This is a genomic window from Nostoc sp. (assembly GCF_036919555.1).
GTDB lineage: Bacteria > Cyanobacteriota > Cyanobacteriia > Cyanobacteriales > Nostocaceae > Nostoc.
The window spans coordinates 42366-66330 of sequence record NZ_JBALCS010000021.1 but is presented as its reverse complement, the minus strand read 5'-3'; the positions used below and the strand labels follow the sequence as shown (position 1 = coordinate 66330).

Annotated in this window: 25 protein-coding genes; 10 read left to right on the top strand and 15 right to left on the bottom strand. The window is 40.7% G+C overall.

All coding sequences use genetic code 11. The annotated features are described in order from the left end of the window. Nucleotides 1-17: 17 nt before the first annotated feature. Complete coding sequence (locus V7K36_RS07335; protein WP_335114458.1) at nt 18-185, top strand: hypothetical protein; 168 nt, start codon at nt 18-20, stop codon at nt 183-185. A gap of 185 nt (nt 186-370) precedes the next feature. Here V7K36_RS07335 and V7K36_RS07330 read toward each other — a convergent pair whose 3' ends face one another. Further along, on the bottom strand, nt 371-820 hold the full coding sequence (locus V7K36_RS07330; RefSeq protein WP_335114456.1) for an HNH endonuclease: 450 nt from the start codon (nt 818-820) through the stop codon (nt 371-373). 2 nt (nt 821-822) lie between these two features. Beyond that, the gene (locus V7K36_RS07325) at nt 823-1101 is read right to left on the bottom strand and encodes a hypothetical protein (RefSeq protein ID WP_335114454.1); all 279 of its coding nucleotides are present in this window, start codon (nt 1099-1101) and stop codon (nt 823-825) included. 749 nt (nt 1102-1850) lie between these two features. Here V7K36_RS07325 and V7K36_RS07320 point away from each other — a divergent pair. Further along, nucleotides 1851-2069: a hypothetical protein gene (locus tag V7K36_RS07320; protein ID WP_335114452.1), complete on the top strand. Its 219-nt coding sequence runs from the start codon at nt 1851-1853 to the stop codon at nt 2067-2069. A 6-nt stretch (nt 2070-2075) separates the two neighbouring features. On the opposite strand, the gene V7K36_RS07315 is transcribed toward V7K36_RS07320, so the two are convergent. The 4 genes from V7K36_RS07315 to V7K36_RS07300 are packed head-to-tail and all read right to left on the bottom strand — an operon-like array spanning nt 2076 to nt 3225. Continuing rightward, nucleotides 2076-2201, bottom strand: a complete 126-nt coding sequence (locus V7K36_RS07315; RefSeq protein ID WP_335114450.1) for a hypothetical protein — start codon at nt 2199-2201, stop codon at nt 2076-2078. Continuing rightward, nucleotides 2194-2559, bottom strand: a complete 366-nt coding sequence (locus V7K36_RS07310) for a DUF4288 domain-containing protein (protein WP_335114448.1) — start codon at nt 2557-2559, stop codon at nt 2194-2196. Before V7K36_RS07310 ends, V7K36_RS07315 begins: the two co-directional genes overlap by 8 nt. Before the next feature lie 19 nt (nt 2560-2578). Further along, nucleotides 2579-2908, bottom strand: coding sequence for a DUF5615 family PIN-like protein (locus V7K36_RS07305; protein WP_335114446.1), 330 nt, complete (start codon nt 2906-2908; stop codon nt 2579-2581). Further along, nucleotides 2905-3225, bottom strand: a complete 321-nt coding sequence (locus V7K36_RS07300) for a DUF433 domain-containing protein (RefSeq protein ID WP_335114444.1) — start codon at nt 3223-3225, stop codon at nt 2905-2907. Before V7K36_RS07300 ends, V7K36_RS07305 begins: the two co-directional genes overlap by 4 nt. 314 nt (nt 3226-3539) lie before the next feature. On the opposite strand from V7K36_RS07300, the gene V7K36_RS07295 reads away from it, so the two are divergent. Both V7K36_RS07295 and V7K36_RS07290 read left to right on the top strand, forming a co-directional pair. After that, nucleotides 3540-3737 (top strand): hypothetical protein, encoded by a 198-nt coding sequence (locus tag V7K36_RS07295; protein ID WP_335114442.1) that lies wholly within the window; start codon nt 3540-3542, stop codon nt 3735-3737. Next, nucleotides 3734-3964: a type II toxin-antitoxin system HicB family antitoxin gene (locus tag V7K36_RS07290; RefSeq protein ID WP_094341749.1), complete on the top strand. Its 231-nt coding sequence runs from the start codon at nt 3734-3736 to the stop codon at nt 3962-3964. The genes V7K36_RS07295 and V7K36_RS07290 overlap by 4 nt, the downstream gene beginning before the upstream one ends. Nucleotides 3965-4069: 105 nt before the next feature. Here V7K36_RS07290 and V7K36_RS07285 read toward each other — a convergent pair whose 3' ends face one another. The 3 genes from V7K36_RS07285 to V7K36_RS07275 are packed head-to-tail and all read right to left on the bottom strand — an operon-like array spanning nt 4070 to nt 7166. After that, on the bottom strand, nt 4070-4411 hold the full coding sequence (locus V7K36_RS07285; protein WP_335114440.1) for a tetratricopeptide repeat protein: 342 nt from the start codon (nt 4409-4411) through the stop codon (nt 4070-4072). Continuing rightward, nucleotides 4327-6693, bottom strand: coding sequence for a tetratricopeptide repeat protein (locus V7K36_RS07280; protein WP_335114438.1), 2367 nt, complete (start codon nt 6691-6693; stop codon nt 4327-4329). The genes V7K36_RS07285 and V7K36_RS07280 overlap by 85 nt, the downstream gene beginning before the upstream one ends. Nucleotides 6694-6734: 41 nt before the next feature. Further along, the gene (locus tag V7K36_RS07275; protein WP_335114436.1) at nt 6735-7166 is read right to left on the bottom strand and encodes a hypothetical protein; all 432 of its coding nucleotides are present in this window, start codon (nt 7164-7166) and stop codon (nt 6735-6737) included. Nucleotides 7167-7537: 371 nt separating this feature from the next. Here V7K36_RS07275 and V7K36_RS07270 point away from each other — a divergent pair, with 371 nt between their 5' ends. Further along, complete coding sequence (locus V7K36_RS07270) at nt 7538-10564, top strand: SMC family ATPase (RefSeq protein WP_335114434.1); 3027 nt, start codon at nt 7538-7540, stop codon at nt 10562-10564. Here the strand turns inward: V7K36_RS07270 and V7K36_RS07265 are convergent. Further along, nucleotides 10561-12009 carry a peptidoglycan-binding domain-containing protein gene (locus tag V7K36_RS07265; protein WP_335114432.1) on the bottom strand — a complete coding sequence of 483 codons (1449 nt, stop codon included), beginning with the start codon at nt 12007-12009 and terminating at the stop codon, nt 10561-10563. The two genes, V7K36_RS07270 and V7K36_RS07265, sit on opposite strands and share 4 nt — an antisense overlap. 373 nt (nt 12010-12382) lie before the next feature. Between V7K36_RS07265 and V7K36_RS07260 the strand changes: the two genes are divergently transcribed. After that, nucleotides 12383-13735 carry a serine/threonine-protein kinase gene (locus V7K36_RS07260; RefSeq protein ID WP_335114430.1) on the top strand — a complete coding sequence of 451 codons (1353 nt, stop codon included), beginning with the start codon at nt 12383-12385 and terminating at the stop codon, nt 13733-13735. Between the two features lie 89 nt (nt 13736-13824). Here the strand turns inward: V7K36_RS07260 and V7K36_RS07255 are convergent, their stop codons facing one another. Beyond that, a complete protein-coding gene (locus V7K36_RS07255) occupies nt 13825-14328 on the bottom strand; it encodes an SH3 domain-containing protein (RefSeq protein ID WP_335114555.1) in 504 nt (167 codons plus the stop codon). A 241-nt stretch (nt 14329-14569) separates the two neighbouring features. Next, nucleotides 14570-16081 carry an AAA family ATPase gene (locus tag V7K36_RS07250; protein WP_335114428.1) on the bottom strand — a complete coding sequence of 504 codons (1512 nt, stop codon included), beginning with the start codon at nt 16079-16081 and terminating at the stop codon, nt 14570-14572. A gap of 203 nt (nt 16082-16284) precedes the next feature. Between V7K36_RS07250 and V7K36_RS07245 the strand changes: the two genes are divergently transcribed. The 4 genes from V7K36_RS07245 to V7K36_RS07230 all read left to right on the top strand — a co-directional run bounded on the left by V7K36_RS07245 (nt 16285) and on the right by V7K36_RS07230 (nt 21334). After that, a complete protein-coding gene (locus tag V7K36_RS07245; protein WP_335114427.1) occupies nt 16285-18537 on the top strand; it encodes a hypothetical protein in 2253 nt (750 codons plus the stop codon). A gap of 15 nt (nt 18538-18552) precedes the next feature. Continuing rightward, on the top strand, nt 18553-19830 hold the full coding sequence (locus V7K36_RS07240; RefSeq protein ID WP_335114425.1) for a TRAFAC clade GTPase domain-containing protein: 1278 nt from the start codon (nt 18553-18555) through the stop codon (nt 19828-19830). Between the two features lie 23 nt (nt 19831-19853). Further along, a complete protein-coding gene (locus V7K36_RS07235; protein WP_335114423.1) occupies nt 19854-20810 on the top strand; it encodes a hypothetical protein in 957 nt (318 codons plus the stop codon). A gap of 95 nt (nt 20811-20905) precedes the next feature. Next, a complete protein-coding gene (locus V7K36_RS07230) occupies nt 20906-21334 on the top strand; it encodes a hypothetical protein (RefSeq protein ID WP_335114421.1) in 429 nt (142 codons plus the stop codon). Nucleotides 21335-21509: 175 nt separating this feature from the next. On the opposite strand, the gene V7K36_RS07225 is transcribed toward V7K36_RS07230, so the two are convergent. The 3 genes from V7K36_RS07225 to yidC form a co-directional block, all read right to left on the bottom strand. After that, entirely contained in the window at nt 21510-22028 is a 519-nt protein-coding gene (locus tag V7K36_RS07225) for a YceD family protein (protein WP_335114419.1), read from the bottom strand. A gap of 165 nt (nt 22029-22193) precedes the next feature. Continuing rightward, nucleotides 22194-22721, bottom strand: coding sequence for a Jag family protein (locus V7K36_RS07220; protein WP_335114417.1), 528 nt, complete (start codon nt 22719-22721; stop codon nt 22194-22196). Further along, nucleotides 22718-23869, bottom strand: a complete 1152-nt coding sequence (gene yidC / locus V7K36_RS07215; RefSeq protein WP_334832603.1) for a membrane protein insertase YidC — start codon at nt 23867-23869, stop codon at nt 22718-22720. The genes V7K36_RS07220 and yidC overlap by 4 nt, the downstream gene beginning before the upstream one ends. Between the last annotated feature and the right edge of the window lie 96 nt (nt 23870-23965).

Here is a 23965-nt window from a genome sequence, read left to right as displayed (position 1 = left end):
AGATATAGTTTGCGGCTATGGGCTTGGAGCAAGTTTTTTCTTTAGCATCAGACACCGTATTTTCAGTTTCCCGCCGCATTGGTCAATTGCGATCGCTGTTGGGTCAGGTGATGAGTGTATCATTAGATCGAAATCCACAAGAGCGATCGCGTGGTTTTATAATTGCGAAAATGGGGTGTGTATAAATCAATCAATGCTATTTTCAGGTAAATCTTGAATTTGGTTCATTTTCTTACTACAAAATACATCTTATTACTTGATGTTTATAGCGTTTCTCGCTTGAGTGAGGTACACCCGTAAGGGCACGGCAGTGCCCCTACACCTTGCGATATAATCTTGTACCGCATCTGAATGGGAACCGCTATATAAATTAACTTATATCCTCGATAGGATCTTCTGGTGGAGGATGACGGTTAACTACTTTGTCAGCAGCACGAATATTTACAATTCTTTCTCGATTTAAATTTAGCGCAGCTATTGTTGCTTGGCCAGTTTGTGTTAACCCATTAATTTTAAGTTTATCAGCAGACCAAATAAAATGTTCACTCCAGAGACTTTCTCTTGGATTAAATAAAGGAACCTCTAAAGCAGATTCAGGAGCTATGGCTGTGCTTTTGGCTGATTTTTTGCGGTTACAATGGAAACAAGCTAAAGCCAAATTATCTATAGTATCTTTGCCATTTTGACTTAAGGGAATAACATGATCTACTGTGAATAATACATACTGCCATTTTTCTGAAGCGTGGCAATATTCACACAATTCAGAGGCTCGCTGACGTACTTGTTGCTGAATTGCATCAGGAATTTTACGACTCGCCACCTTTACACAGTCTGATTATTGGGATTTTGTAAAATATTTCTAGCTAGACGATTGATAAAACTTAGGTAATCGTCAATTTGTTCGTAGCTATCTAGCTCTTGTTCTTCTTCTGAGTTGAGTGGAGAAATTTGTTGTTTAGCTAGTAAAGCTGTAATGCGATTCTGGACAATGCTAGAAGCTCTAAATATGGGTATTCCCTCTTGCAACTCAATGCTGATTGCACCTTCTAAAGATAAGGTAGCGGGTAGATTTTGAAGGGTTGGTAGCAATGGAGTTGTCATAGTTAATTCTATGAAATATTGTGAGTGATTATAGCGTATCAATAAAAATGGTGTCTAAAAAGAGTTTATCTTTGTTCATGGATGACAGTTTCGTTTGGATGTACCATATGAGTAACGAACGATCGTGTTCACTTGACCAATCTTCTGGTGGTTCATAAGTTCCTGCCATTTCTTCAAGCATATCCCAAGCATTTTTATCAGTTGTTTCTGTCTGATTTTGTTGAGCAATAATCTGGATGGTATAACGAGTATTGGGTTCTAAATTAATGATTTTTTCGGAATAAAAAGCTGAACAATCGTAAGTTTTTCCTCCATCCCTTGATGATTTCGGAAACAGTAATTACCGAAATTGTGTATTGTTGCCATATAGCTCTATAAGCAATAGCTTTAGGATTTATTTTAGTATTTTTATCTTTGCTAATCTCTGATACAATGTCTGTATCAATTAAAGATTTTCTCACAGCTAACTTAGTTTTTATAAATTTCTATGTTTTAAAATATCTGCAACCATTGTATCAACCAATTCCGCATCATTAGACCATTTACCGATAAAGGAATCATTAATAACTTCTGGTTGTGTTAGTTGCTCAATTATTGCTTTGATTATGTCAGAAATTTCGCAATGATAAGTTTGTGTTAATTTTTCTATTTTTGCAAATGTTTCTTGATCCGTTCAATTTCTATTTTTTTCATAATTCAGTTATTTTAGTGATAAGTTAAGTAATAATATTGTAACGCTATGAGTAATTATGGCGTATCTCTCTTTTACCGCCCAAACCAAGCACGAACCCAACGCCACAACCGACGCAACCATCCCCAAAACCCACGGCGAGAAACTACAGGCGGTTTTGGTTGAGAAAGACGCTCAATTGCGTTGTTGCAATCTTGCACATCAGTATCAAGTCCCATTTTCTGATACAGTTCACGGGCATTGCGATAAGCACCCAGCGCGTCTGATTGATGATTGACATCTACTAATACTCCACCCAGGTTAAACCACGCATTAGCTTCACCCCTGCGATCGCTGTTGGATCAGTGATGAGTGTATCATTGATGGGAATCGACAAGAGCGATCGCGTGGTTTTATAACTATCATTCAAATTGCTCTTTAGATAATAATGGCTCAAATGATTGGTAAGCCTCATAATTACGAAAATGTCGAGTATATAAATCAACAATATCCTCAGCAGAATCAAAGTTATCATCCAAAACTGAATTAACATCTACCACTTGCTGCAAAGACCAAGTAATAGTTTCTTCATTCTCATTTGTATAGCTGACGCTTTCATTTTTACCATGATTCAAAGCCTTTGCTTTTGCTGATTCTAAAGAAGCGGCTTTAATCAAAACAAAGCTTTCTTGGTACAAAGTTTGATAATCAGGTTTATCTGAAGATGATTTATAGAGAATTATAGCAATGTAGAATAATTTTGCTTTATCTGCACTTTCAGTTTTCATCTCATGTTCTCCACAAGTCTTACAAAGGTAAGTATTGAATACGATTACTTAATTCTTCAAGATAGGCTGTTTTAGCAATAATTTCTAAATCACGAACACAATCGCCAACAGTAACTCTGAGTTTATGGGCATAAATAACACCAGCAAAATTTATTTGCTTGTCTTGGCGATGGTTGGCTTCAGCTAGAAAATCGTCATCTTGGGAAAACAAAACACGGTCAAGTATAAGAGGATCGGGAAAGCTAGTCCGCCCATCTTCTTGTACTGTTAAGACATCTACACCCCGAATTCGTAATCCATCTGTAATTCCTCGATGGACATTTTCATCAATATAAAGAGCAACGCTCATTTAATTAATCCTTTTGCACGGAGTCTTTTTGCTAATGGAGATTCTCCTGTTTCTAAACGTAATCTTTCCGCATACTCAAAACGTTGCTGCATATCAGCATCAATTTCTTCTTTATGTTCCCAATAATAAGCTAAAGCAGAATAAATCTGGCTCATGGTCAAATGTGGATATTGAAAATGTAATTCTTCTGGACTCCAACCATAAGCATGAATGGAAGTAATTAATTCTACAATTTTCATAGATGTTCCTTTAATGAAAGGAACATTACCTTCATTAACTAGAATATGTTTATATTCAGTAGTTGTTGTTTGAGTCATAATTTTTACGTTAAAGGTTTTGGAGTTGTTTTAATTCCTTACCAATTAGAAAGCTAATCCAAACTTAAATTTATGTTCATCACTATTCCTACACCTTATTTTACTGCCGAAACCAAGCGCGTACCCAACGCCACAACCGACGCAACCACGCCCAAAACCCACGGCGAGAAACTACTCTGTACTATGCTGATGCTCTGACGGGTTGTTGAACTTGCGATCGCACTATATTCCAATGATTATAATAAATTAAGAAGTTGGTAACTAAGGAGCAATGCCAAAGAAAGTAAGAGAATTGAAAGCAATGGTAGCAAAAGTTGGGTATATCCTCCAGCCAGGACGAGGCAAAGGAAGCCATACATTTTGGAAACATCCAATGCTACCGGAATAACCCCTTACTATTCCTGGGTATTGATGGTGATGATGCTCCGCTATATTTAGAAAGAGGCATTCAACGGGTGCTGAAAAAGCTGGAAGAACTCGAAAAACTTGTAAACGAGGAAGGTGAAGAATGATCTATCACTACAGTATGGTGATTCAATGGTCACAAGAGGATCAACTTTTCTTAGTTCACTTGCCTGAGTTCCCTTGGCAACAATTTCATACACATGGTAGAACTTACGAGGAAGCTGCCAAAAATGGTCAGGAAGTAATCGAGGCTTTTGTGGAAATGCTTTCTGAAGAGAATAAACCATTACCAGAACCTAGAATGCTACCTACAAAGCCTCTGCAAGTAGCTTAGTTGTGGGTTGGTAGAGATTTAGGTGCGGTTGGTGCTTTACATTTCATTAACATATCCTACAATATCGCACTCTATAAAGCCTCTTCTGTGCGTAAGACAAAATCACTACCGAAACCAAGCACGAACCCAACGCCACAGCTGACGCAACCACGCCCAAAACCCACGGCGAGAAACTACAGGCGGTTTTGGTTGAAAAAGACGCTCAATTGCGTTGTTGCAAAGTTGCACATTAGCATCAAGTCCCATTCCTTGAAATAGTTCGCGGGCATTGCGATAAGCACCAAGCGCGTCTGATTCTCGGTCAACTTTTTCAAATACCAAACCTAAGTTATACCAGGTGATCGCTTCCCCTCGAATATCGCCTATCTCCCTAGATATTTCCCAAGACTGCTGGTGGAACTCAATCGCCCGTTGGTACTGTCCCAGGGAGTTGTAAGCGTTGCCCAAATTGCCCAAGAAATACCTTCGCCATTGCGATCGCCTATCTCCCTAGATATTTCCCAAGACTGCTGGTGGAACTCAATCGCCCGTTGGTACTGTCCCAGGGAGTTGTAAGCGTTGCCCAAATTGTTGAAGGAACTACCTTCGCCATTGCGATCGCCTATCTCCCTTAATATTTCCAAAGACTCCTGGAAAAACTCAATCGCCCGTTGGTACTGTCCCAGGAAGTTGTAAGCGTTGCCCAAATTGCCCAAGGAACTACCTTCGCCATTGCGATCGCCTATCTCCCTAGATATTTCCCAAGACTGCTGGAAAAACTCAACCGCCCGTTGGTACTGTCCCAGGGAGTTGTAAGCATTGCCCAAACCGATTAAGGATTTACCTTCGCCATTGCGATCGCCTATCTCCCTTTTTATTTCCAAAGACTGCTGGTGGAACTCAATCGCCCGTTGGTACTGTCCCAGGGAGTTGTAAGCGCTGCCCAAATTACCCAAGGAACTACCTTCGCCATTGCGATCGCCTATCTCCCTAGATATTTCCCAAGACTGCTGGGAAAACTCAATCGCCCGTTGGTACTGTCCCAGGGAGTTGTAAGCATTACCCAAACCGATTAAGGATTTACCTTCGCCATTGCGATCGCCTATCTCCCTAGATATTTCCCAAGACTGCTGGTGGAACTCAATCGCCCGTTGGTACTGTCCCAGGGACTTGTAAGCATTGCCCAAATTGCCCAAGGATTTACCTTCGCCATTGCGATCGCCTATCTCCCTTTTTATTTCCAAAGACTGCTGGTGGAACTCAATCGCCCGTTGGTACTGTCCCAGGGACTTGTAAGCATTGCCCAAATTGTTGAAGGATCTACCTTCGCTATTGCGATCGCCTATCTCCCTAGATATTTGCAAAGACTGCTGGTGGAACTCAATTGCCCGTTGATACTGTCCCAGAGAGTTGTAAGCATTGCCTAATGAAGTGACAGCAGCCCGATAATTCCAATTTTCTCTATCGCCAATTTCTGGCCATTTACTTACCAATTGCCCATATAGTTCTACTTGGTCTATGTAATAACCCCGCAAGCTCAAAAAATCATTGCAAATCCAAATGCTATCAAAGGCAGAGTCATAATCTTGCAGCTGATAAAAGTGATCGAAGATTTCCAAGTATTCTTTAACATCGTCTTTTGTTGTCCAAGGTGGTTGTTTAGCGATTGAGCCATAATAATTAATGGCTCGTTGATGCGCCTCTGTCTGATCGCCAGCCTGATACCGCACATACTCCAAAACCACGGGCTGAAATTCAAATCGCCGCTTCCCATTAAGCTTTTCTACCAACAAAGAACGCTTAACCAGATTCCTCAATTCTCCCTCAATCTCGGCTGCTGAACTTCCCGGCAACATAGCCACTGCTGCGGCACTCTCAATCGCACCACGATAAACACTAATATTTAGCAATAACGCTTTTTGTAACTCATTTAACCGATTAAAACTGGCATCCAACACCAACACCATCCCCACATTTTCCCGGCGATGGATACCTACCACTTGGGAATCTGTCAACAACTGCCGCAAATTCCCTAAGCCTAAATCTGCTAATCTGCTTAAATCCGGGTCTTGTGAATATGCTTCCTTTAATAAGTCTGCTGCCAATCTCAACAGTAGGGGATGTCCATCTACCAATTCCACAAACTGCGTTAAATCTCCGCGAATACTTAATACAGTTAACAGTGCTACCCCTTCATCTACTTGCAAACCTTTCAGGGGTAGCCACTCAAAGCCTTTTAATTCTGGTCTTTCCCTGGTGGTGACTAACACCTTACTATTACCGCCATGTTCCACCCATGCTTGGAAAAAGTCGGCGTAAAATAGACTTCCCCACAGTCTATCAGGTTGTAATAAACTCTCCAGGTTGTCAATAATCAGTAAAAATTGCCCAGAACGTAAACACCTAACTAGCGCCTCTACTAACTGCGCTTCTTGTTCTGGAACGGGAAAGCCAAATTCTGTGAGGACTTGGCGGGCTAAATCGCTAAAACCTGCCCCATTACTGACATCAGCCCAAAATCGCTTGGGAAAACCGACTATTTCATCATAAATTTTCGTAGCCAGCATGGATTTACCTGTGCCACCGATGCCTTCTATACCAATTAAAAAGGTATTTTCATCAGTTAACCATTGCTGTATTTGGGCGATTTCTGCTGTTCTTCCTTGCCAGTAAGCCAAACTTTTACCGAGATTCCCAGCTTTGAGAACCCCAGGCGATTCTATTTTAGTACTGCGTTCTAGCAACTCCAATATTTGTTGCTGTGCAACACCAAAAACAGCAATATTGGTGGTTACTTTGGGCTGTTGATATTCCTACTCAAGTCATAATTTGGATTATCAACGTTACCTGCTGTATTTATCTGTATACTCTCATCGTAAGATTGAGCATTGAGACTAACAGAAGTATCAGCAGATTTTGTTTCTTGCAAAATCTTGGCTATCTCTTGTGCCAATGCTGTATCAGAGTTTAAAATATCTTTTAATTGCGCCCGGAAAGCTGCTTGGTAATCTTCATCCCCTGGATTTTTCGTTGCTGCTTCGGCTGCTTTTTTTGCGTCTGCGTTAGCCTCTACTTTGGGATGTAACTTTCCCCAAATCGCCTTGGCTTTATTCCATACATCCTCACCTACTTTCTGTGATGCCCCTTCTACGGCTTTATTACCCATATTCAACAGATATGGCAGACAGGGAGCGAGAAATTTAACGATTAGAGCTATATCCATTAGTTTATGATGTCTATCTCAGAAATGTACATTTTTACTGAGTATCTTAACGCTTTTTCCCCTATCACCTTGATTCTTTTACTTTGACGCGAAATTTAGCCCAATAATCTCAATGCTTGTAACAACTCTTTCTATGAATGTTTTTATCTCAGACAACAGGGAGAAATAACAAGACGCCTCCAGGAAAGTTTCATTTTTCTCCGAAGCTCGCAAAAATTCTTCATGCAGCAAGAAAAATTTACTTATTCTATTGTTAATTTTTGTAAAGTTGATGTCTTCAAAACTATAAACCTGATATTTAGATAGCTAAACTAGCAAACAGTGCATCTGTACTCTTAATTATTAAAAGTAGATGTGGCGCTATAGTCTTAATGATCCCAGTACAACTTGTTCTCAAAAACTTTCTTAGTTACCGTGATGCAACTTTAGATTTTCGCGGTTTGCATACGGCTTGTATTTGTGGTTCCAATGGTGCGGGTAAATCTTCCCTTTTGGAAGCAATCACTTGGGCGATTTGGGGTGAAAGCCGCGCCACTGTTGAGGATGATGTCATCTATTCTGGTGCGAAAGAAGTTCGGGTTGATTTTACTTTCCAAAGTAACCAGCAAAAATATCGGGTGATTCGTACCCGAATTCGGGGAGGTACTAGCGTCCTCGAATTTCAAATAGAAATACCATCTGGGTTTCGCTCACTCACCGGCAAAGGAGTAAGAGCAACCCAAGATTTGATTCTAGAACATATCAAGCTGGATTATGATACATTTATTAATTCTGCCTACTTACGTCAAGGTCGTGCAGATGAATTCATGCTCAAGCGCCCCGCAGAACGCAAAGAAATTTTAGCGGAGTTGTTGAAACTGAATCAGTATGATGATTTGGAAGAACGGGCAAAGGAATCTTCGCGTCAGTTAAAAGCACAGGCGCTAGAGCTAGAGCGTTCTTTGGAGTCGATAAAAATTCAGCTGCAACAACGCCAGACAACCGAAGCGCAAAGAATCGAGTTAGAAGCTGAACTCAATCAACTGCAACAGGTACAAGCTTTTGATAATATTCAATTACAAAGTTTGCAAGTTGTCCAGCACCAGCGCCAAAATTGGGAACAACAACTCAGCTTTGTAAAGCAGCAATACCAAAATCTTACCCAAGATTGCGATCGCCTTCAACAAGAACAATCAGCTGTTGACTCTCAGCTATCAGATTTAGAAAAAATATTACACCAAGAAGCTGAGATAAAAGCTGGATACGCCCAATATCAAAGTCTCCAATTTCAAGAAGAAGCTTTTGCTGTCAAATTTGAAGAATACACCCGCGCTGGGCAGACTCGCCAACAAAAGCAACAACAGCTTACCAAACAAATTCACGAAATCGAACGGCAACTGCAACAAGCCCAAGCGCAGCTAGAAGCTTTACAGCAACAAGAGCGAGATATTCAGCAAACTCTGACTAAATCAGGTGAAGTCGAAGCGGCTTTGGCACAACTGGGCGCAGCCCGTCACCATGTTGCTCGCCTAGATCAACTACAAATGCAAGTTACTCCCTTGTTGCAACAACGAGCAACTTTACAAAGCCAACTCGATCGCACTCATGCTGGTTTAGTAGCGCGACTCGAACAACTGCAAAGTACTGAGAACCAATTGCAACGACAGCAGCGACGACAACCGCAACTGCAACAAGCAGTGATGGATGTGGGAATTCAGATTGAGGAACTGGAGAAAAAGCGGGTTTATTTGCAACGAGTCCAGGAAAAAGGACAAGAAAGGCGGCACTTTATCGAACGTCTGCAAGCTCACCAACGGGACTATGAAAAACTGCTGGGAGAATTAGAGCAAAAATTGCAAATGCTCCAAAATCCTAATGCTCTTTGTCCATTGTGCGAACGTCCTTTAGACGAACATCACTGGAGTCGGGTGGTGGAAAAAACCCAGGCTGAGTTAGAAGATACTCAAGGGCAGTTTTGGGTAGTCAGAGAACAAATGGCTGTGTCAGACAGAGAAATTCAGGTACTTAGGCAGGAATACCGGGAAATTTCCCAACAGTTGGCGGGCTACGATGGTTTACGGGAACAACGGGGACAGTTGGCAGCACAGTTAGAAGCTACAACTGATGTCCAACAGCAGTTACAACAAATTGCTGCCGAAAAACAGCATTTAGAGCGATCGCTCCAAGGTGGTGATTACGCTCCCGATAAACAAGCCGAACTCCGACAGCTAGACCAATATCTGCAACAAGCTAATTATAATGAACAAGATCACGCCCTCGCCCGGAGCGAAGTTGAGCGTTGGCGATGGGCAGAAATTAAACAAGGACAAATTAAAGATGCGACTAAGCGACAAGCGCAACTATTAGCCCGAAAACCAGAATTACAATCCCAAATTGTCCAATTACAAACCAGAATCCAGCAGGATCAGACTGATTCGGAATGTGCTAAACAAATTGCGGCTCTTGAACGTCACATTGCCGAAATTGGCTATAGTTCCGAGCAGCACAACAATCTGCGGATAGCTGTAAAGAAAGCTCAATCTTGGCATTTGCGGTATCAACAACTACTGTCAGCCCAGCAGCAGTATCCGCAACTCCAGACGAGATTGCAAGAGTTAGAGGAATCTAGGAACGCCAGATTAACGGAGCGGCAAAAACTCGGCGCACAAATCGAAAGTATTATCCAGCAACTACAAGCTACATCTAACCCATCTGCCCAAATTCAAGCTCTAGAGCAGCAGTTAGGAATACGTAGACGGCAACTCGATGAGCAGATAGCTAAGTTGGGGCGTTTAGAACAGCTGGCGCATCAACTGGAAACGCTGCAAATTCAGTATGAACAACAGCAGCAGCAACTACAATCTTGCAAGCAGGAATATCGTGTTTATCAGGAATTAGCGCAAGCCTTTGGTAAAAATGGTATCCAAGCACTGATGATTGAAAATGTGTTACCGCAACTGGAAGCCGAGACAAATCAACTACTTTCGCGGCTGAGTGGTAATCAGTTTCATGTACAATTTATTACTCAAAAAGCTGGGCGCAGTGCTAAATCAACCAAAAAAAATGCCAAACTGATAGACACCTTAGATATTTTAATCGCTGATTCTAGAGGAACGCGATCTTATGAAACTTACTCTGGTGGAGAAGCCTTTAGAATTAACTTTGCCATTCGTTTGGCTTTGGCGAAATTATTAGCGCAACGGGCGGGGGCGGCGTTGCAATTGTTGATTGTGGATGAAGGTTTTGGTACACAGGATGCTGAAGGATGCGATCGCTTGATTGCCGCGATTAATGCGATTTCTTCTGATTTTGCCTGCATTCTGACTGTAACCCATATGCCCCACCTCAAAGAAGCTTTCCAAGCCAGGATTGAAGTCAATAAAACTCAGGAGGGTTCGCAGTTGAGTTTGTCAATTTAATTGTATTTTACCCGTGCATCAAGACCATAGGAGCGGAGCTTTTTTGATAGCGTTTCTGCTTGGGTGCGATCGCTAAATGCCCCAGCATTCACATAATCTCCTAGACCGGATTGCTCCGTGACAGCATTCGGTAGATACTGTTGCACTTTACTCAGAGTATCATTACTGGAAATTGGCACTATTACTCTGTAGGGATTATTAGCAACTAATGTGTTGCCATTAGTAACAGGTATTACATAGTCATTAGTAGGAGGTAATACATCGCGACTAGTCTGAGGTAATAGATAACCACTAGTCTGAGCAGAATTACTTACAGTAGAGCTATTTAACCCTAATGCTTGCCAAGTTTGCCAATCTACATTTCCAGTAGAATTAAGTCGAGAAGATTGCTGGAATCCAATCACAGATTCTCTAGTGTAATTGTTGTAAAGGCCATCAGGATTGGTATTAGAGAAGCCCAACTGCGACAAACGCTCTTGAACTAATCTGACATTTTCTCCGCGATCGCCTACAGTCAGATAATCTCTACCTGGTTGTTGAGTAGTAGATCCAACTGTAGAGGATCTACGCACTGACTCCAAGAGTTGGGCATTGGCGATACCATCAACAGGTAGTTGATAATTTCGCTGGAATTGGATGACAGCTTCCCTAGTCATTGCGCCAATCTTCCCAGTGGGATTAGTCTTAAAATAACCTAGCTGCCGCAAACGCACTTGTAGTTCTCTCACTTGTTGAGTCGAGAGACTTGTTCTAGCTGGAGTCGGGGAGGAACCTAGTAGTTTGTTCCAAGTTGGTCGATTCACAATCCCGTTAGCAGGTAGGCGATAATTTCGCTGGAACGCAATTACAGCATCTTTAGTAATTTGTCCAAAATTGCCCGTGGGATTAGCATTCAAGTAGCCTAACTGCCGGAGACGCTGTTGCAACCTGGTCACGGCTGCACCAGTTTTACCTTGAGAGAGAAGAGGATATTGACCAACTGGCGATGCCTGCAACGGGCTGCGCCTACGTAATGTACCAGTGGTATTTCTACTAGAAGCTCTACTTTGACAGGCTCGTTGCAAGGCTCGTTGAGTACTAATACCCACAACTCCATCAGCAGGTATTCTATTGGCTTGCTGGAATTTGATCACACCATTTTGAGTCAAGCTAGCAAACTTGCCACTCACCGGGCCGTTAAAGTAGCCTAATTTTTTTAAGCACCTTTGGCTACTGCTAACTTCAGCCCCACTACTTCCGATTTTCTGAAGTGCTAAAGCCTTCCCAGTTATACTTAGAAGTCCCATAGTCAGTGCCACAGACAAAAGACGCATCGCCGCACTGCTAGATAACTTTTTCCAATTCAAAAATTTGAAATTAGCTACCGTAGGAACAGCCTTGACGCTTTCGGATGCCTCGTAGACTGAGGCAAGCTTGGTTAAATAGCTATTTACCCCTGTTTTCACTTGCTTTTTTCAGTTATGAGTATACCAAATTATACCGTTTGCTCTGTGTTGTGTTGATTTTTTGTATGATTCTTTACAAGAAATTTTCCAAGCTGATATGAAACACAAGCTTCTGTAGGGGGAATAATAACCAATGTAAAGCTATAGGATTACTACGTGATTTTTGAACAAAATTAGGTATTGTAGGGTGTGTTAGAACGAAGTTCGTAACGCACCATTATCAAGGGTTTGGTGCCGTACTCTCGGCGATAACACAACGCCAGTTGCTACAACGGAGGGAACCTCCGCAACGCACTGGCTCCCCTACATATCTTTTCATAGATCAAACCGGATTCCTATATATAGTAATTGCAACAAATAGGACTCCTATAGTATGAGCTACTGTACCAATATTGATTGCCTGCGTCCGCAAAATTCTGACATCTCTGGTTTTTGTAATAGTTGTGGTCAGGAATTGTTACTCAAACAGCGATATCGCCCACTCGCTCTCATTGGACGTGGTGGCTTTGGGAGAACGTTTTTAGCTATTGATGAACATCTTCCATCTCAACCCAAATGTGCAATCAAACAGCTATGTTTTCAAGAGGAAAATACTGACATTTGGCACAAAGCAGTCAAACTATTTCACCAAGAAGCCCTTCGTCTCAATGAACTAGAACACTCTCAAATACCCAAATTACTGGCGCACTTTGAACAAAATCAAAAGTTTTATATCGTCGAGGAATTAGTAGATGGACAAACACTCGCCCAGGAATTAAAACAACAAGGCGTTTTGAAAGAACCGCAAATTTGGGAGATATTAAAAAGTTTATTGATCACACTGCAATTTATCCATTCCCGACAAGTAATCCACCGAGATATTAAACCGGAAAATATTATGCGCCGTTCGATTCAAGGTGATCTGGTTTTAATAGATTTCGGAGTTGCTAAATTAGCCACTAATACGAGGCGACTTCGTACAGGCACAATAGTAGGTAGTCCAGAATATATTGCTCCCGAACAATTGCGAGGAAAGGCATTACCAGCCAGCGATCTTTACAGCTTGGGTGTAACATGTATTTACTTACTCACCGATGTTTCTCCCTTTGATTTATTCGATATTGCTAACGATCGCTGGGTATGGCAGGAATATTTACCAGCAGACAATACTGTTAGCATTCGCCTCTGTGAAATCTTAGATAAACTTTTAAAAAATGCCGTTTCGCAACGCTTCCAATCTGCAACAGAAGCGTTGCAGATACTAGAACAACAACCAAAGAAATTGCTAAATATTTCTAATTATCATACATTAACTACTATTGATTACACGCATTTGCATAATTTATTAGCAAAAGGAAAATGGCAATTAGCAGATCGAGAAACTTGGGAACTGATGTGTCAGGCACTAGCAAAGCCTAGAGGTAGCTATATACTTAGTAGTAATATTGATAAATTTACCTGTGAAGATTTACAGACCATTGACCATTTATGGGTGAATTACAGTCATGGACGCTTTGGTTTTAGCGTGCAAACACTTATTTACAAAAACGTGGATGGAGACTATGGAATTTTTTGTAATCAAGTTGGTTGGCATGTATACAATTATAGTTATGCCAACTCGGAATTCAATTTTAGTCTCAAAGCACCAATCGGTCATTTACCCTCACGCATTTGGATTGGTGGTTCTCAACCGTGGCGATACCCCAATGCTTTAGCTGTAAAACTAGCAGCCTGTGGTATTAGTTAGCTTTGTTGAATAGACACATCTTATTTTTGGTCTTGCTTTCTTGTTTGCTATAAATGTTGTGGTTCTTCTATTTTCTCTGATTTTTTAAGCTATTGTTTATCAACTTTTTCAGTATTACCTGCTTTCACCCAACCTTCTTGTTCGCTACCTTCCAAACGGATCTTTTGCCAGGATTTGTCCTCGCTTTCTTCTAAAACAATAATTTTCTGATTAAAACCAACCCCACCAATACGTTCAGCTTCTTGATTTGGTTGCGATCGCAAACTTAACCCTTGAGACCAACTAACACGCCCTCGATAAGCTCCCGATGGCAATGGTTTTGGTGATGGGGTAGCCTTTGGTGATTCTGTGGGAATGGAGGTTGCAGACGATTGAGTTTGAGTCCCAGGTTTAAGGCTGGGTTTACCTCCTCCAGGCTCAGTTGTTTTTGGAGCTTGGGCTTTTACTGAGGGACTATCGTTGGAAAAAACGGGTTTGGCAGGGGGTATGCCGGTGCGATTCATGAAATAGAGTGCAACTGCAACGCCGCCACCTACTAACACAGCGATCGCTAATAAAAACCCAAGTATAAATTTTGTTAAGCCAGACAACATAGTTACAACTAAAACCTGATTATCAAGAGTCAAAGTGCCGTTCAAGGTGAGCAAGTCACGCGTGTATTTCCCCCCGTGCGGAGGTTTCCACCATTGAGGGAAGTGGCGTTGAACTAGCTCTCAAGGGTTACGAGTAGAGAAGCAATGTAATCCATCCGTATAAGAATCAATAGTCCATAATAATTCATCATTAACTATGGACTTTTGACTAACTCATTATTGTAGCTGCCACTGACTGCGTTTACGGAGTGCGCCGGAGGCGATCGCTTAAAGGATTGTGTTTCGATGCTAAACGCGCTCTCCCGGCAGCAGCCCATTCTTGAAGTTGCTGAATTTGCTCTACAGCAGTTCGCGCCAAGGGTATGATCTGACTGGCTGCTTCTAAAATGTCGTCGGTAGCAAAGTCGCGGTTTTGGCTAAATCCAATATGCATCGCTTCAATTAAAGTTTGCTCAATCTCTGCCCCAGAAAAATCAGGCGTTTCGTATGCTAGCCTGTCGATGTCATAACTTTTCAAGTTATAAGGGCGCAATCGGGATAAATGAACATCATAAATTGCTTTTCTCTCTTCTTGGGTGGGCAAACCCACAAAGAAAATTTCATCAAATCGCCCCTTACGGAGCATTTCCGGCGGTAAGGCTTGGATATCGTTGGCGGTGGCGACGACAAAAACGGGTGAGCTTTTTTCGGCTAGCCAGTTAATAAATGTGCCAAACACACGGCTGGCTGTTCCGGCATCACCTTTGCTACCAACTCCGGCAAAGGCTTTATCTATTTCATCAATCCACAAAATACAGGGAGCAAGGGCTTCAGCTACTTGGATCATTTGGCGAGTCCGAGATTCTGATTCACCCACCAAACCACCAAATAACCTCCCGACATCCAGACGTAGCAAAGGTAAATGCCAGTGATGAGCGATCGCTTTTGCCGTTAACGATTTACCAGTTCCCTGAATACCCACCAACATTAAACCACGGGGGTGCGGTAATCCGTACTGTCGCGCCTTATCAGTAAAGGAGCCTCCCCGACGAATCAGCCAGTCTTTGAGGTTATCCAGTCCGCCAATATCAGAAATTTGCTCAGTGGCAGGGTAGAAGTCCAGGATTTGGGTTTGGCGGATAGTTTGGCGCTTTTCTTCCAAAACGAGATCCACGTCTTCTGGTTGCAATTCACCGTGGGTAGCGATCGCTTTTGCCAAAACCCGGCGAATCCGTTCCATCGAAAGTCCTTGACAAGAGCGTACCAAATCATCTAAAACTTTGCCAGAAAGGGAGTTACCAGTAGTTTGTAGTAAGCGTTCCACCTCAGTTTTAATTTCTGGGGCGGCGGGTAAGGGAAACTCGACGACTGTCAAAACTTCCGTTAAATCGTCAGGGATGGCGATGCGTGGCGACAGTAGGACAATATTTTTTGGTTGCGACTTGAGAAGTCTCGACAGGTTGCGGAGTTTGCGGGCGATCGCTACATCATCTAAAAAGCGATGATAGTCTCGGAAAATCAATACTGCTGGCGCGGATGCGGGTAATTTTTCGATAAATTCTAAAGCTTGCAACGGATTACGCCGCCCAAACCCAGCATCATTGGGGTTTCCCTGGTAGCCATCGACAAAATCCCAAGTATACACTGGGCGATTACCCTGGTTGGTTGCTTCTTCCCGGATAGCTGCTTCTACCCGCTCCTCCTCATAGGTGGGAATATAAATTAAGGGGTAGCGGGCGCGTAGCAGCAGTTTAAACTCTTCACGGAAGTTCATATATAGTTGTGGTTATTAGTTCTTCTCTCATTGTTCAGGTTTGTATCGCGTCTAACAAGTCTATTGCCATCTGAGAGGATGTTTGAAAAGTATTAGGGGAATAGAATTCGCCACTACACAAACTAAGTCCACCTCCGTGGACTAACGAAAAATTAAGGTTTTTATAATACACTTAGAGCTAAACACTTTGATCAGGCTATCTAATGGACAGAACCACACTTATTACTAGCATTATTGAGAAGCGTAAACCCCTTGCTCAGAGGATTGAACTGGTAGAGGGTAAGTTGAAAACTCTTTCTACAGCCTTGCATCAAGTGGAGGAGTACCGGAATCACCTTTTAAACCAAATTGATGATCCAAATGTTATTGGGAGACTGGAAGAAATTAGTTTTTCTAACATTCAGTTGACTATTGCCTCTGAGTTAGAAACCTTAACTAAGCTGAAAAACCGTTTTTCTCGCAATACTCTTAATATAGGTGTTGTGGGACGTGCTAGACAAGGAAAAAGCCGTCTCCTGCAAAGTTTAACCAGATTAAGTGCAGCCGAAATTCCTGATGGCGATCGCCAACATTGTACAGGAGTTCGGAGTACAATTCACCATAACCCGAATGTGGATACTTATGGAGAGGTGTGGTTTCATACGGAGCGATCGTTTTTAGATGAAGTGATTACTCCTTATTATGAAAAACTTCGTTTAGGTGTAAAACCGATCACTTTAGAAGAATTTGCCAATAACCCTTTACCACCATTACCTCAAGATATCCCTGGTTATGCAGCACCTGGGGCAATGTATGAACATTTAAAGCGATATCATACTCACCTCGATCAATATCGTCATCTTTTCAAACAAACTTCACCTCGAATTATTCCCAAAGATGACATTCGAGAATATGTTTCTCAAGATACTCTGGATGGCCAACGAATTTTATTTAACTATTTAGCGGTTAAAGAAGTAAAAATTACCTGCAAATTCCCAAATGTTGATATTGGGAAAATTGCTTTAGTGGATATGCCAGGTTTAGGAGATACGGGACTTGGAGATGAAGAAAGGTTAATTCAAGCATTAGGAAAAGATATTGATTTTGTTTTATTTGTGAGAATGCCTAATTCTCTTGGAGATTCTTGGGCAGATGTAGATGTTAAATTATATGATACAGTTCGTTCAGCCTTAGCAGATTTGCCAGTTAACTTGTGGTCATTTGTGGTAATTAATAGAACTAATGCCGAGTCAAATAATGGCGATAATTTGAGAAACTGCCAAGATTTATTAGATACAGTAGAAGAAAAACATATTAATGTAAAGAAATCTTTGATTGCTAACTGTGGTAATGACACAGAAGCAACTCAACTTTTAGATCAACTTTTGGATTATTTAACTAATAATTTGACTGTTCTGGACAAACAATACACTTCTACTTGTCAAGAACGCTTATTAGAAATTCATCAAGCCGTAAATGCTGAATTAAACAAAGCCAAAATTGTCTTTAATCAAAATGCAGAAGACGATTCTCAAGAAACTGAAGAACTGTTTAGCGACTTATTCGGAGATAGTGATAATGGTTGGTGGAAAGAGGTTGCATTAGGACTTCAAGGACTTAGGACACAGCTTTGGTATCTGCGTCAAACTCCCAATGAAGAGTTACATAATGGTGTCATTGCTGCTATTGAAAATTGTGAACGAGATAAGGGGATTTTATCATCAGAAAATGCTCTCCAAGAGATTAATGATCGAATTATGATTAGTAGTGCATTCAGAACTTATCCTGATTATCAAGATGATCTGAGAGTATTTATCTCTCATCGTTTCTTATCTTTAGATGAAAACCTCAAGCGGACAGTGGAGTTAGTTAAAAATCAGGTTGTTAATGTTTTAAAAGAAAAAGGTTGTTTAGGTATCATAAGTAATAGTGAAGGATCAGAGTTTTTTACTGAAATCTCTGAACTCATACCGGAGCGTTTTACAAAGCTAAAAGCAGGATTTAGAATCATCGCAGGTTTTCAATTATCATATCGTGGATTAATTCTTCCTCGTATTCGCCAACACTTAGATGGACTTACTAATATTAGTGCTGTGACGGGTCAATCAGGAGGAATTTCGGAACAACAAGATAAAACACTTGCTGTTTCTAAAGATACAACTGCTGAAGATATTTTAACGGCTCTGGAAATTGACTATGATAAAGCAATTAATACTATTAAGCCAGCCATAGAGGAATTATTGTGTGAACCCAATGAAGCGGCTCATGCAATGGTAGAGGAATTTATTGATAACATCATTCGTCAAAAAGACATTCAAAAAGAATGGAAAAATTTTCTCAGGGGACTTCGCCCAAAGATATGGTCAGACATTTTTGGAAGAAAAGAAAGGGACAGAGAGATGAGAAAACAATGGTTGGAATCAGTTAATCAAGTTACTCTAGTTAATCAACTTGAATCTTTTAATTTAGCTCAATAGTAGTAAGGAGAAATTATGACAGATGGAAATGAAGAATTAAAAATCATTATGGTTGCTCTCAGAGGAATGGGTAAAACCAGTCTTTTAGCAGCCATGCACGAAGAATTTCACAAAACTTTCGAGAGAGCTAATCTGCAAACTTGGATAGATGATAATAATACATTACGCGCCATACAAGAATGTAAGTCTGTCTTGAAAAATATAGATGCAAAATTAGAAAATAAAGTTACTCCTACGCAGGCTAAAGAAAACCCTTGGAATGACCAAGGTTTTAGCTTTGAGCTTGGTAGTAGTGGAAAAAAGTTTATGAAATTGAGGTTCACTGATCCCTCTGGTGAATACTTTAATTCAGATGCAACGAATGAATACAAACAGTATGTTAAACGCCAGTTAAATGAATGTGATGCTGTAGTAATTCCTATTGATGCTACTGCCCTGATGCAAAAAAAGACGGGAAAGGTAAATCATGCAGAAATCGGGACATGGCATGAAGAAAAAAATAGTTCTCAGCGCATTACTCAACTATTAAAAGATGCTTATACTAATGTAACGTCGCCTAGACTAGTTATTTTAGCTCCTGTCAAGTGCGAAACCTATACTAAAACACCTAGAGATGCAGAGAGGTTACTATACCATGTCAAAATCGGATATAGTGAATTGCTCGATTTTTTTAAATCAGATTCTTTAATTGATAAGGTGGCTGTAGTAATAACTCCAGTCCAAACTATTGGAAATGTAGTTTTTAGTTATGCCAAGACTGATAACGTTGGGTATACTAAGTTTTGCTACCATAAAACTCCTATTAATGCTCCCTACGAACCTAAAGATGGTGATCAACCTCTCCGATATATTTTATTGTTTCTCATTAATGTTTTCTTAGAAAAGAAAAAAGAGATTCTGAAAAAAGAACAAGAGAATTTAACAAAACTTACGAGTGACCTTGGTAAGGAAAAACATAAGCTAGACACTGCAAAAATAGAATTTGATGAAAAACAAAGACTCTTAAATGAACGTAATAATACTTGGTGGCTAGCTAGAACTATATTCAATATCTTTGATGATAGAGAATCACCGTATTATAAAGCGAAAGGACAATTTGAACAGAAAGAAGTTGAGAATCAAGAAATCCAATCAAATGTTGAATCAACTTCGCTCAAAGTTCAGGCTACTCAAGAAGAAATTAATGCATTCAACAATGCATTATATAAATTTGCGATCGGTTGTAAAAATAATGATGGTTTTGCGGTTGTTCAAGGACATAAATGGTTCAATTTTCCCCAGTCTATTTTCTAGTGAGTAACAAGGATGGTTGAGTTATGAATAACTTTGAAATCTATGTTAAAACTTCAGCAATAGGCCAGACAGGTATTCACTGGCGTAGTATCGAGAGTGAAGAACGTCAACCTGTAGAAGTTCCTAGTTTGATCAAACTTGAAGTTATAGGAAAAGAAAATGGTCAAATAGCTATTGTTAACGATTTAATTGATGAAGTTAAACCCTCCCTACTTCTCTTGAGAGATAATAAAAAGCTTTTATTAGAAATTACAGGAATTGAATCACCCCAACGCTCTATTAGAATGGGGCGAAAAGTTTTCAATTCTATGGTTTGGATAGCTGATGATATAGAAGAAAATGAAGTACTCTTACGAAAGATTGCTTATAGTGCAATCCAGAATATTTTACAGAAAGATTTCTTATTAAGGGAAATGATTGAGAAATCAGTAGAATTCTATGGACTAGAAGAATTTAGAGTCAATCTAAAAGAAGTTAACGAATATATCGAGCATATTGAACCAGTTGATAGCCATCAATTTAGTGATCTAGAATCCTATCAACAATATCAAATAGAATCTAAATCATCTGAAAGGTTAGAGAAATTGGCAGAAGAATTCCGAAATTATCCCCTACCTAAAGAATGGGTGAATTGGGATGGAGAAACAAAAAACGATGGCGTTTTAATTGTTGTGACAGAAAATTTAGAAAAAAGAACTATTTTGCACAAAGCTGGTGTCTGGAGAGGTTTTGCAACTAATGTAGAAGAACCTGCAAAAGTAGTAGTTGAATCAACGGAAAAAAAAACCGAAGTATTACCTTCAATGGAGACATTTCCGCCAGAACAAACTCAAATACCCAATCAGCCAATTCCAATTCCTTGGCGCATAATCATAATGTTGATAGTGGGAGTAATAGTGATATTGTTCATAATTCTCGGATTCCCATCCCCGGTGCAAGCTCCACATCAACCGGTGAAGGATTCACAAATACAATTATAATTATTGCTGAGGTAGGCAAATCTATAGTAACCATAGTAAATTTAATGGAAGACGTGGTTTCCTCGTTATTAACAGAAGAAACCATAACATCTTTAATGTCTCAATTAGATGATGAACAAAACTGGAATTTATTTTATATTGTCAATTTCTTAAACTCATATTATTCATCTAATATTGCTCCCCCTCAAAAAAAATACCAAGATATTATGAGTTTTTATGGAGAGCTAATTCAAGAAATAAAGCGTAAAGGCGAAGGCGAAGGCTACAAACATAAGTTTAAGGAACATCAAAAGAGTCATCAAGGATTAGATTCTAAAGATAGTGACAAAATTCCTAATCATACTCAGATTATTAATAAATTTAAGGATTTAGAGAGCTATGAACAACAAAATTTAAAGTATCTTGCTTGGTATATTTTATATTGCAAAATTGAGTTAGATATAAACAATCCAAAACGACCTTATCCTATTTGGCAGCGTTACTCTCAGTTAATTAAGCAGATTAAAGATTTGCCTATTAATTAATGAACAGATTTAACATGAGATTACTTGACTCGACTATCGCCTAGCGATCGCAATCACAATTTTACACAACTGCAAGCTTCATATATTCGCCACCCATGCTGTCTCTGTTGAGTTAATATTCTCGAAAGCGATCGCACGGGCGGGAAATCACAGAATTTGAGCCATCAGCAATAAGCTATAAGCCGGGAAGTTGCTTTTTCAGTGCTTCCAGAGAAGCCCAACGGTTATCAACTGGAGTTTCAGGACTATCAGAACTATCAACAATAATTACAGGAATACCTGGACAATTGCGATCGCACAGTTGTCGTTGAGGTACTGCCAAGCACATCTGCTCATACAGCCATTCATTGGGATAAAAATAACCATCGGGCGGTAGAGTTTCAAGCAATTCTTCCATAATGACTTCCCTTTCTAAAGGCAAGTCATTTAGCTGATTTGCAGTTTCGTCTAACCAGATGATTTCCTTCGTATCAAGCCCTAAACGTCGATTGTATTGCTGCAAACATCGGTTGCAGGTACAAGTAATAATTGTTTCTGCCTGACTAGACACTTCCAAGTAATTCCCATGATGCTGCACGCGCACATGGCCACGAACTGGTGTTAACGTTTCCAGACCAGGCAGAAATTCGTTAACCTCAACTTCCTCTGTCCGCTCCGGGGCTTGAGTTAGCTGCGGAATATAAATTGCGTCCATAGGATTTGTGAGACATCCTCACTAAAATTTATCTTCTTTATCAGTGATTGTACTGATTTTGCCTCTTTATTTTATCTCTTAGGAATAAGAGAAATTTTGAAATTATATGGTTATGAGTTTTCAATTAACTCCTAACTACAGACGCGATTAATCGCGTCTCTACTCTTAACTCGTAACTCCTTCCAAGGAAGCTGGACACACAACCAGATGACGATGCGGCTCTTTACCGCGACTAAAGGTTTCCAAATCTCCAAATTCCTTCAAGAAGGTATGGACTTGACGCCGTTCAGCAGAACTGAGGGATTTGATTTCCACTTCTCTACCAGAAAAGCGCACTTCATCAGCTGCTGCTTGTGCTAATGTGCGAATTTCGGCTTCTCTTTTGACCCGGTAGCCATTCAACTCAATGGTGTAAGAGGCTTGTTCCTCCGGCGGTTGGCTCAGGTTTAAAACCGAATTTGCTAGATACTGAATCGCATCTAACACAGAACCATCGGCACCAATCAATACCTGGATTTGTTCTGACGTAAAGTTGGTTTGGTCAATGGTCAACCAGTAGTTATCTGGTTCGGTGGAATCGCCGTCTTGAGATTGGGCAGTTTCTAAATGACCCTGAATCTCAGTAGGTATCCCAGTGAGTTCTAGCAGTGTTTTTAACCACTGCTGACCTCGCTGCATCGGAATGTTGCTCATGATCCCCCTGCCGCCTTTTTCTTACCACTTTTTGGTTCAAACGGTAATGCCTTTTGTTCTGTGACTGCTGCTTCTTTCTCCTGAGTTTCTACGATTTTTTGCAGTTCTTCTGATAAAGGTTCGCGGGAGAGAAGATAAGTTTGTGCGGTTTGGAAAATATTACCAATCACCATATACATCAGCACCCCAGCTGGTAAGGGGAAGAACAAAAACATCCCAGAAAAGATGACTGGGGTGATTTTGTTAACTGTATCCTGCTGCGGATTGCCACCACTGGAATTTTGCCCAGAAAGCATTTGGCTAACATAAAGGCTGATCCCAAAAAAGACAATCATGGCGACAATATCCCAGTGGATTGTACCATCTGGATCATTTGCGCCAACCCTGCCTAAGGCATCAATGAATAAAAAGCCTTTGTCTGCTGCTAGTCCAGGAATTGTTCCTTGAATGGTAACTTCTCCGGGCTGCAAGGCTTGGACATTGCCCTGGGCATCAATTTTTATCCGATCTTCCCCTTTGGTGACTTTCCAATCAGGAATCAGCTTATTTTCTGGGTGTTCTGCTAAGAGTACCTGAAATGGTTTCCCTTCAACGGTCTGATATTGTATCTTGGTTTGTTCTCCCACCGCTAGTTTGTTACCACTGGGAAGGATTGCAGCTACTTTAACGTGTTCCCCATCCGCAACGTAAATATTTTGAGGAGCAGTCGCAAATGCTTGCGGTTGAATTTGTTCGATTTGTTCTGCGGGAAAGATTTGCAGGTTAACGCTGTAGTTGGCACTTGCAAAAGGCGAACCCCGCAAAGTGGCGAACAGCGCGAATAAGACTGGCATTTGCACTAGTAATGGAAAACAACCTGCTAAAGGGTTGCCAAATTCTTTTTGAACATTGACCATTTCCTCATTCTGCTTTTGCTGATCATCCTTATAGCGCTCTTTGATTGCTGCCATCCGCTTTTGCATCAGAGGTTGTACAATTCGCATTTTCCGCATGTTGCGAATTGAGCCAGCACTCAGGGGATAGAGCGCAAAGCGGACTATCAGTGTCAAAGCAACGATCGCTAATCCGTAGCTAGGCACAATACCATAGAAAAAATCTATGATTGGCAGCATCACGTTGTTCGAGAGAAAGCTGATACCAAAATCCATTATTCTGAATTCAACCTGAGGTACTGTAAACTGAATCTAATTTATCTAAATCATAATTTGTTGGCGACTATCTTTCGCTACGGATAGCCGCACATT